We start from the raw sequence: 9699 nt of genomic DNA, 5'->3' as shown, positions 1-9699 counted from the left end.
GATTTATCTAGTTATCCTAATGGGATTTATTTAGTAGATGTAAGTGATGGTATTAATGTAAGTACAATAAAAGTTATTAAACAATAAAAACAATTATAAACCTTTAAAAATTAACAACATGAAACAATCTTTTAATTTTAGTTCAATGAAAATAATGTTATTTTCATTTTTTTTATTTTGCAATGCTTTAGTAGCACAACAACCTGCACCACCACCACCACCACCTTGTAATTCTGAAACAATTTGGTCTATTTCTGGTTGGTCAAACGGTCTTCCAGACCAAGACAAACGTGCCATATTTGAAGTAAATTTTTCTTCGTCTGTAAATCTTCTAGCTCCAAATAATATGATTGCATGTGAGGTTATTGTTCAAAATAATGCAAATGTCACCTTCAATTCAGGTCATATTTTAAAAGTTATTCATAATGTTCAAGTGGTAATTGGTAGCACACTAACGTTTGAAAACAACGCAAGTTTAGTTCAAGTCAATAACGCTGCAATTAATCTTGGTGAAATCAAATATAGAAGAACCACCAACACCATCAATAATTTTGATTATACCTATTGGTCATCGCCAGTAAGTGGGCAAACTTTGGGTTTATTTTCGCCAAATACGCTTAGTGATAAATTTTTCTTTTGGAATCCGTTAACAACACCTGCTTTTGATCCAATTACATTTGTTTCAGGCAATTGGCAATTAGTACCACCTCAGCTATTATTTCTACACCATTTCAGGTTGGAAAAGGATATATCATTCGTGGTCCGCAAACTTTGTCTGGAACATCTGGAATGTTTACTGGAGAATTTAGAGGAGTTCCTAATAATGGCGTAATTACAACACCCATAAATGGTCAAGCATACACACCAACACCAACAACCAATCCGTGTGTTCCAACCAAAGTTATTGCAAATTTAATTGGTAATCCATATCCAAGTGCTTTAGATGCCGATTCTTTTCTGTCTGATCCGGCTAATGTTAATGTAGTTGGTGGAGCAATTTATCAATGGTCACACAATACACCAGTTTCTGGTACAACTCCAGGAGATTCTCAATATAATTATTCGGTCAATGATTATACAGTTTACAATCGTCTTGGTGGTGTGGGTACAGGAAGAATTTCGGGTGTTGACCCAAGTTTTTTTAATTCCAACAGACCAACCGGAAAAATTGGAGCAGGACAAGGTTTTATTGTTTTGGGTTTAAGCAACGGTAATGCAACATTTAATAATGAAATGCGTAATGACGGAATTGGTGATAATTCTCAATTTTATAGATTAAATGATGCGACTAAATTGGTTGCACCAATAGTAAGAAATAGAATATGGTTACAAATAGAAAATACGAATAGTATGTTATTTCCAAAGCCATTTAAAGAAACACTATTAGGTTATGCTACAGGAGCAACCAATGGTTATGATCGTGCATTTGATACCAAAGTTTTTTCGGCAGTACCAATTATTAATTTGTATTCCTTAACAACACCAACAACAGTTTGCGAACCACTAACAATTCAAGGACGAGCAATAACGTCACCATTTAACGTAAATGATGTTATTCAATTGGGTTTTGTGGCAACAGTACCTACAAGTACAACTCAAACCTTTAAAATTACAGGTTTTGGCGATGGTATATTTGCACCAAGCGGTCAAGCTTATTATTTAAAGGATAATCTATTAAATACAATAAATAGTTTGCCTTATACTTTTACATTAACCAATTCTGAAACTAATAATACTCGTTTTCAAATTGTTTTTAAAGCTGTTTTAAACCAAGTTAAACCAGAATATTGTGGTTTAACTGTGCCGAAAATGGATTTTGAAATTCAAGCGTTCTCTAATTTACCTTCAGTGGGTGTTGATAGACACAAATGGAGAGTTACAAGATTATCTGATGGATTAGTAAATTCAAACTTAGAAACTGGCGACAGAACATTTAAATTCCATTTATTAGAGGCAGTTTCACCAAATTTTGTTTTATATAATACTTCATATGATATTAAAGTTTCTATGAGGGTTAATGGAGTATGGCAACCTTATGATGTTATTGGATGTACAATTTCAACACCTACTATTCCAATTAGAAATGTAAATTGTATTACTGTTTCATCAAATACAACACCTATTTATGTTAATGATTTTGTATCAGGTGTATCTGTATCTCAACCACTACCTTTTACAACTAAATATAAATTTAAATTAAGAAGTTTATCTGGAGCAAATGATTTATTTTATACAAATACATATGCACAATGCCATTTAAAAAAAGCAAATTTTGTCGAAGTTAGCGGAACTCAATCTCTTTTACCATCAACACAATATATGTTATCTGTTCAAGTTATAGTTAACAATACTTACATTGGTAATTTTGGTCCAGAATGTTTAATAACAACACCAAGCAATGTAAATAGATTTTCAACGTCTAATAGTAGTGATTCAATAATTATATCACCTAATCCATTCGAAAATACATTCAACATTGATGTAAAATCAATTAAAAATGAAAAAATTCAAGTAAAAGTTTATGATATTCTTGGTAAATTATTAGATGATAAAGAATTTATCGTTTCCAATTATAAAAATATTGTTTTAGGAGAAAAATATTTAGCTGGAATATATAATGTAGTAATTTTGGATGGAGAAGAGGTTAAATCATTTAGGATTATTAAAAAATAAATCAAGTATTAAAATTTATTAAAAGGATGTTTTTTTTAAAGCATCCTTTTTTTATTACTTTTGCCTAAATCTAGTTAAATAAAAATTTTATAGTAATAAATGATTTTCAACTCCTTTAACTTTTTATTTTTTCTTCCAGTTGTTTTTCTGTTATATTGGTTTGTAGCAAAAAAAAACAGCAAATTTCAAAATATTATTTTACTTGTTTCAAGTTACTTCTTTTATGCTTGTTGGGATTATAGGTTTTTGTTTCTTTTAATATTCTCTACATTACTAGATTATATTACAGGAATAAAAATGGCCGATGCAAAAAGTTTAACCCAAAAAAAGTTTTGGTTTTGGCTAAGTATTGGTATTAATTTAGGATTTCTTGGCGTTTTTAAATACTATAATTTTTTTGCAACTTCTTTTGCCGAGTTGCTTTCAGGTTTTGGATTAACATCCAATTTTTGGTCAATAAATGTTATTCTTCCTGTTGGAATTTCTTTTTATACTTTTCATGGATTGTCCTACGTAATTGATATTTATAATGACAAAATAAAACCCGAAAAAGATATTGTTGATTATTCAGTTTTTGTTAGCTTCTTTCCTTTACTGGTTGCTGGTCCAATAGAACGTGCAACTCATTTATTACCTCAAATTCAAAGAGAAAGAACTTTTAATTATCAAAAAGCTGTCGATGGTTTAAGACAAATTTTATGGGGTTTATTTATGAAAATTGTAGTGGCTGATAATTGTGCAATTATAGTGAATGAGGTTTTTAAAAATCAAGAAAATTATAATGCTTCATCACTTGTTATTGCTGCTATATTTTTTGCTTTTCAAATTTATGGTGACTTTTCTGGATATTCGAATATTGCTCTTGGAACTGCAAGACTTTTTGGTGTTGAATTGTTAAGAAACTTTGCGTTTCCATATTTTTCAAGAGATATTGCTGAGTTTTGGCGACGATGGCATATTTCATTATCAACATGGTTTCGTGATTATTTATACATTCCTTTAGGAGGAAGCAAAGGCGGAATGTGGATGCAAGTAAGAAACACAATAATAATTTTTGTAGTTAGTGGTTTTTGGCATGGCGCCAACTGGACATTTATTATTTGGGGTGCAATAAATGCTTTTTTTATTCTACCATTAGTTGTATTTAAACTAAATAGAACTAATACTAATAGTGTAGCCGAAAACTCCTTTTTTCCTTCGCTTAAAGAATTTTTTCAAATTATTTTAACGTTTTCAATTACAACAATAGCTTGGATATTTTTTAGATCTCCTTCTGTAAAACTTGCTTTGTTGTATATTGCAAAAATTCTAAATTACGATAACTATAGTTTTCCAGAAATCGATTTAAAACCGTTTATATTTATTTTTATTTTAATTGTTGTTGAATGGATTCAAAGAAAAAAACACCATGGCTTAGAATTATATAAATTAAATAATATTTATATTAGATGGTTTATTTATTTAACATTATTTTTAATCATAATATTGTTTGGAGCTAATTCAGATTCATTTATTTATTTTCAATTTTAATGAAGAGATTTTTATATAAAATAACTATTTTCACTGTATTTCTAATCATAATTTTATCATTTATTTTGATAAAATATGGAGGTTATGTTGATTATTTTTATTTAAAATTTACAACTCCTAAACAAACATCCTTTATTATTGGAGATTCAAGAAGTTTTCAAGGAATTCAACCAAAAATTATGGATGAAAATTTGAAAAACTCAAATTTTAGTTTGCCAATGTTTAATTATAGTTTTACTATTACACAAGCAGCTTATGGTGAACTTTATACAAAAAGCATAAAAAACAAGTTAGTTTCTAATACCAAAAACGGATTATTTATTGTAAGTGTAAATCCTTGGCTTTTGTCTGAAAGAGAAAATGACGATTTTAAAAACAAAATTTTTGCAGAAGATAAAAATCCTCCGCATAATATGAATTTTGTTTCAACAAATCCTAATTTTGAATATTTCTTTAAAAATTTTAATTACTTTCATTTTAGAGCTATTTTCAAGAAAAATTCTGAACTTCATCAAGATGGTTGGTTAGAAGAAAGTAACTTACCTAAAGATTCATTAACATTAAATAATTGGAAAAAAAATCAAATAATAATTTACAAAGGATTTGCTAAAAGATGGAAAAATAGTAATTATAGAATTAACGAATTAAAAAAATTAATTAAGTTTTTACAATCTCATGGTAAAGTAGTTTTAGTAAGAATGCCTGTTGATTCTAAAATACTTTCAATAGAAGAAGATTTTTGGGTTAACTTTGATTCTGAAATAAACAAAATTGCAGCAATAGAAAAAGTCAATTATTTTAATTTTTCTAAAGATAATAAGTTTCAAACCTATGATGGAAATCATATTGATAAATTTGGTGGTGTAATTTTCACAAAACAACTTTGTGATTCAATAAAAAAAACTTTATAATATTTTGGATACTTTAATACCTATACAATACTACATATCTATTTATTATAATTTGCTATTGCTTATTACACTAATTGTATTTTTACAAAGTTATGGTATTACTCTAGAATCTCAAGAAAATCTAAAATCAAAAAAAGCTTTTGGTTTTATCATTTTTATTATAATTCTCTTATACATTGGTTTGAGACCTATAAATTATCGTTTTGGCGACATGGTAATTTATAATATTCAGTTTAAAAATTTTGCAAATGGCATCTTGCCCGAATATAAAAAAGATGTATTGTTTGAGTTTTTTCAATTCAATTTCAGTAAGATAGGTTCAGCTGGAGCTTTCTTTTTTGTTTGTGCTGTTTTATATATTTATCCGCTCTACGCTTTTTCTAAAAAAGTCTTTAAAGACTATTGGTTTTATGCTTTTTTCATGCTTATAATTTCTTTTTCATTTTGGGCTTATGGCACTAACGGAATTAGAAATGGTATTGCTACAAGTCTTTTTCTTTATGGTGTTTCTAGAAATGAAAAATGGAAAGTTTTTGCAATTTTATTTATAAGTTTATTTATACATAAATCATTAATGTTACCAATTTTTGCTTATATTATTACTCTTTTTTATAATAAACCAAAATCATTTTTCTATTTCTGGCTTTTTACAATTCCATTATCTTTAGCACTTGGTGGTTTTTTTACAGCATTCTTTTTAGGTTTAGGAATAATTGAAGAGAAGAGTGTATCAAGTTATTTAGGAGAATTTGATCAAGCAAGCGAAGGTGTTTTACTTAAAGTTGGTTTCCGTTGGGATTTTTTATTGTATAGTGCTTCTGGAGTTTTTGCTGGCTGGTATTATGTCATCAAGAAAAAATTTGAAGATCCATTTTATTTTCAATTATTAAACGTTTTTTTATTAGTAAATGGGTTTTGGGTATTGGTAATTAAAGCCAATTATTCTAATAGATTTGCTTACCTATCTTGGTTCTTGTTGGGTGTAATTATAATATATCCATTATTAAAAAGCAAGTTTTTCGAAAACCAACACCAAGTAATTGCCAGAATTATTATTGCTTATTTTGCATTTACTTATTTTATGGAAATTATTTTAGGTCAACCTACATAATAGTATTATGAATAATAATTTGATTAGTATTATTGTTGCCTGTTACAATGTTGAAAGCTTTGTAGACCAATGTATTTCTAGTATTTTAAATCAATCTTACAGTAATTTAGAAATAATTATTGTAAATGATGAATCTACAGATGCAACTTATCAAAAATTACTAGAATTTAAAAATATAGACAAAAGAATTCAAATAGTAAATCAAAAAAACAAAGGACTTTCTCAAGTTAGAAACGAAGGAATAAAACTTGCAACAGGTTCTTACATTATGTTTGTTGATGGAGATGATTGGCTCGATGCAAATTGTGTGTCTATACTTGAAACTCAAATAAATGATTACTCTTTGGCTTGCTGTTCCTACAATAGAGTTTTTAAACAAGAAACAAAACCTCGAAAGCTAAATCTAAGTGGTGTTGTATATTCCAATACAATTCAACGTCGAATAGTTGGTTTAGTTAAAAACGAACTTCAAGATCCAAGCCAAGCTGATAGTTTAGTTACTGCTTGGGGAAAATTATACAAAACAAATTTAATTAAAGAAAATAACATCAATTTTATCGATACTAAACTAATTGGTACCGAAGATGCTTTATTTAATATTTGCTATTTGCAATTTGCTGATAAAATTACAGTAATAGATGAACCACTTTATTTTTATAGAAAATACAATGCCAATTCGTTAACAAATACATATAAATCAAATTTATTTGACCAATGGAAACTATTGTATTCTCATATTTTTCAAATAATAAAACACAAGCAACCAGTTTTTATTACAGCTTATCACAATAGAATTTGTTTGAGTATTATTGGATTAGGATTGAATGAAATGTTAAATAAAAAGGGATTTTGGGCTAGATACTCTAAACTTAAATTAATTTTGAACGATACTTTATACAAAGAAGCGTACAAAAACTTAGATTTAAAATATTTTCCAATTCATTGGAAAATGTTTTTTTTCTTTGCAAAAAATAAATCAGTATTTCTATTGATGCTTATGTTAATAGGAATAAAAAAAATGATTAATTAATATCAGATGCAACAACCAATAAGAGTTTTACAACTTTTTACAATAATGAATCTTGGCGGTGCCGAAACCAACGTCATGAATTATTATAGAAAATTGGATGCATCCAAAATTCAATTTGACTTTGCGGTTCATCGCCAAGAAATTGGTGCTTATGAAAGTGAAATTAGTATTCTTGGCGGAAAAATCCATAGGTTTATACCATTAAATCCGATGAAGTTAAAAGCTTACATAAAGCAAATTGAACTTTTTTTTGATGAAAATAATTATGATATTATTCACGGACAATGTTCAGAATTGGGATATTATTTTTATAAAGAAGCTCACAAAAGAAAAGTTCCTGTAATCATTGCTCATGGTCATAATTCTAATCCAAAACTTGATATAAAATCACCTTTTAGATGGTTTTGGAAAAAAAGAATGATGCAGTACGTAAACGAATATTTCACTTGTGGTTATGAAGCTAGTATTTGGCTTTTTGGGAAAAAAAATGCTAACAAAGCATTTACAATGACCAATGCAATAGATTCAAGTTTATTTGCTTTTAATGTTGAAAAAGCTGCCAAAATGAAACTTGAACTTCAAACTCAAAACGCTATCAATATAATTCATGTAGGAAGATTTAACGAACAAAAAAATCATGACTTTTTAATAGATATTTTCAATGAAGTTTTAAAGTTAGAACCAAACTGCAAACTGTTTTTAGTTGGCGATGGCGAATTGAAATCCCAAATCCAAAACAAAGTAACTAAATTAGAAATCAATGATAAAGTTGTTTTTCTAGGTTTGCGAAGCAATGTAAATGAGATTTTACAAGCAATGGATGTTTTTCTTTTTCCTTCTTTTTTCGAAGGTTTACCAGTTTCATTGGTTGAAGCTCAAGCAAGCGGAACTCAATGTGTAATTTCAAACGGAATTCCAACCGAAGCGATATTAATTTCAGATAACGTAACCGTAATTTCATTAAAAGAATCAGCATTATCTTGGGCAAAAAAAATAGTTACTTTAAACATTCAAAGTAAAAAAGATGTGTCTCAATTAATCATAGATAAAGGATATGACATCAATAAAAATGTGACTATTTTAGAAAATAAATACATTCAACTTTTAAGCAAGCATCAATGAAAACGTTAACAGTTTTTACGCCAGCTTTCAACAGAGCTAATCTACTTCCAAGGTTATATAATTCGTTGTGCAATCAAACTAGTTTAGATTTTAATTGGTTAATTATTGATGATGGTTCTACAGATGCAACTAAAGAAGTAGTACAAAGTTGGATTAAAGAAAATAAAATTGAAATAACCTATATTCATCAACAAAATCAAGGAATGCATGGTGCGCACAACAGTGCTTATAAAAATATAAAAACAGTTTTAAATACTTGTATTGATTCTGACGATTTTATGCCATTAAATGCAGTTGAACTTATTATAAATAAATGGAAATCAATAAATCAAGAAAAATATGCAGGAATTATTGGTCTTGATGCATTAATGAATGGTGAACTTCTTGGAACTAAATTCTCAAACGAACAAACAACTCTCGAAGATTTTTATTTAAAAGGAGGAAAAGGCGATAAAAAACTAGTTTACAGAACCGAAATAATCAATAAATATCCAGAATATCCAATTTTTGAAGGAGAAAAATATGTTGGTTTAGGAACTAAATATTTATTTGTAGATAAAGATTACCAACTAGCAACTTTAAACGAAGTTTTAGTAATTGTTGATTATCAGTCAACTGGTTCAAGCAACACCATGTTTTCGCAATATTTAAAATATCCACACGGATTTATTTATAATAGAATTACAACAATGAAATATTCTAAATCTATAAAAAGAAAATTTATAGAAGCAATACATTATATTTCGAGTTGTATTATTCTAAAAAGAATAAATTTTTTAAAAAAATCACCAGAAAAACTCCTTACAATTCTTGCAATTCCTTTCGGAATAGCACTTTATATTTTAATAAAATACAAAACTAGAAATAAATTGGCTTGAAAAAACTCATCAGAACCGCAACCGTTTCAATGTCACTTGACATTTTGCTCAAAGGTCAATTGGCTTTTTTAAACGAGCATTACTATGTTATTGCAGTTTCTGGTCAAGATGAACATCTAGAAACTGTTGCCAATCGCGAAGGTGTAAAAACTTGTAGCGTTGTTATGCACAGAACAATTTCGCCAGTAAAAGACTTAGTTTCGTTAGTAAAATTATATTTTTTATTCAAAAAAGAAAAACCACAAATAGTACATTCTATTACTCCAAAAGCTGGTTTGTTATCAATGATTGCGGCTTATTTTGCTGGTGTTCCAGTTAGAATTCACACTTTTACTGGTTTAGTATTTCCTTATAAAAAAGGTTTTTTGCATCATTTATTATTATTGATGGATAAAATTTTATGCCGATTTGCAACTCATGTTTTTCCCGAAGGTGAAGGTGTAA

At 28.1% G+C, this 9699-nt stretch carries 9 protein-coding genes; all 9 read left to right on the top strand.

The genetic code is table 11. From position 1 onward, the window contains the following. Nucleotides 1-118 precede the first annotated feature (118 nt). Nucleotides 119-832 (top strand): hypothetical protein, encoded by a 714-nt coding sequence (locus tag ACH2BO_RS11470; RefSeq protein ID WP_395044880.1) that lies wholly within the window; start codon nucleotides 119-121, stop codon nucleotides 830-832. Beyond that, nucleotides 790-2673, top strand: a complete 1884-nt coding sequence (locus ACH2BO_RS11465; protein ID WP_395044881.1) for a T9SS type A sorting domain-containing protein — start codon at nucleotides 790-792, stop codon at nucleotides 2671-2673. The genes ACH2BO_RS11470 and ACH2BO_RS11465 overlap by 43 nt, the downstream gene beginning before the upstream one ends. Before the next feature lie 99 nt (nucleotides 2674-2772). Then, nucleotides 2773-4203, top strand: a complete 1431-nt coding sequence (locus ACH2BO_RS11460) for an MBOAT family O-acyltransferase (RefSeq protein ID WP_395044879.1) — start codon at nucleotides 2773-2775, stop codon at nucleotides 4201-4203. Next, on the top strand, nucleotides 4203-5114 hold the full coding sequence (locus ACH2BO_RS11455) for a hypothetical protein (protein WP_395044878.1): 912 nt from the start codon (nucleotides 4203-4205) through the stop codon (nucleotides 5112-5114). The genes ACH2BO_RS11460 and ACH2BO_RS11455 overlap by 1 nt, the downstream gene beginning before the upstream one ends. Nucleotides 5115-5118: 4 nt before the next feature. After that, nucleotides 5119-6225, top strand: coding sequence for an EpsG family protein (locus ACH2BO_RS11450; protein ID WP_395044877.1), 1107 nt, complete (start codon nucleotides 5119-5121; stop codon nucleotides 6223-6225). A gap of 7 nt (nucleotides 6226-6232) precedes the next feature. Beyond that, the gene (locus tag ACH2BO_RS11445) at nucleotides 6233-7255 is read left to right on the top strand and encodes a glycosyltransferase family 2 protein (protein WP_395044876.1); all 1023 of its coding nucleotides are present in this window, start codon (nucleotides 6233-6235) and stop codon (nucleotides 7253-7255) included. 6 nt (nucleotides 7256-7261) lie between these two features. Continuing rightward, complete coding sequence (locus ACH2BO_RS11440) at nucleotides 7262-8377, top strand: glycosyltransferase (RefSeq protein WP_395044875.1); 1116 nt, start codon at nucleotides 7262-7264, stop codon at nucleotides 8375-8377. Then, nucleotides 8374-9255, top strand: a complete 882-nt coding sequence (locus tag ACH2BO_RS11435; RefSeq protein ID WP_395044874.1) for a glycosyltransferase family 2 protein — start codon at nucleotides 8374-8376, stop codon at nucleotides 9253-9255. Before ACH2BO_RS11440 ends, ACH2BO_RS11435 begins: the two co-directional genes overlap by 4 nt. Then, on the top strand, nucleotides 9252-9699 hold a 448-nt coding region (locus tag ACH2BO_RS11430), incomplete at its 3' end, for a glycosyltransferase (RefSeq protein WP_395044873.1). The genes ACH2BO_RS11435 and ACH2BO_RS11430, both read left to right, overlap by 4 nt.

Source organism: Flavobacterium sp., assembly GCF_043773265.1.
GTDB lineage: Bacteria > Bacteroidota > Bacteroidia > Flavobacteriales > Flavobacteriaceae > Flavobacterium.
The sequence above is the reverse complement of the archived record's forward strand: the minus strand, read 5'-3'. Positions and strand labels throughout refer to the sequence as shown.

Coding starts and splice junctions, on each gene's coding strand:
- ACH2BO_RS11470 (WP_395044880.1), top strand. CDS start 119: ATGAAACAATCTTTTAATTTTAGTTCAATGAAAATAATGTTATTTTCA.
- ACH2BO_RS11465 (WP_395044881.1), top strand. CDS start 790: ATGTTTACTGGAGAATTTAGAGGAGTTCCTAATAATGGCGTAATTACA.
- ACH2BO_RS11460 (WP_395044879.1), top strand. CDS start 2,773: ATGATTTTCAACTCCTTTAACTTTTTATTTTTTCTTCCAGTTGTTTTT.
- ACH2BO_RS11455 (WP_395044878.1), top strand. CDS start 4,203: ATGAAGAGATTTTTATATAAAATAACTATTTTCACTGTATTTCTAATC.
- ACH2BO_RS11445 (WP_395044876.1), top strand. CDS start 6,233: ATGAATAATAATTTGATTAGTATTATTGTTGCCTGTTACAATGTTGAA.
- ACH2BO_RS11440 (WP_395044875.1), top strand. CDS start 7,262: ATGCAACAACCAATAAGAGTTTTACAACTTTTTACAATAATGAATCTT.
- ACH2BO_RS11435 (WP_395044874.1), top strand. CDS start 8,374: ATGAAAACGTTAACAGTTTTTACGCCAGCTTTCAACAGAGCTAATCTA.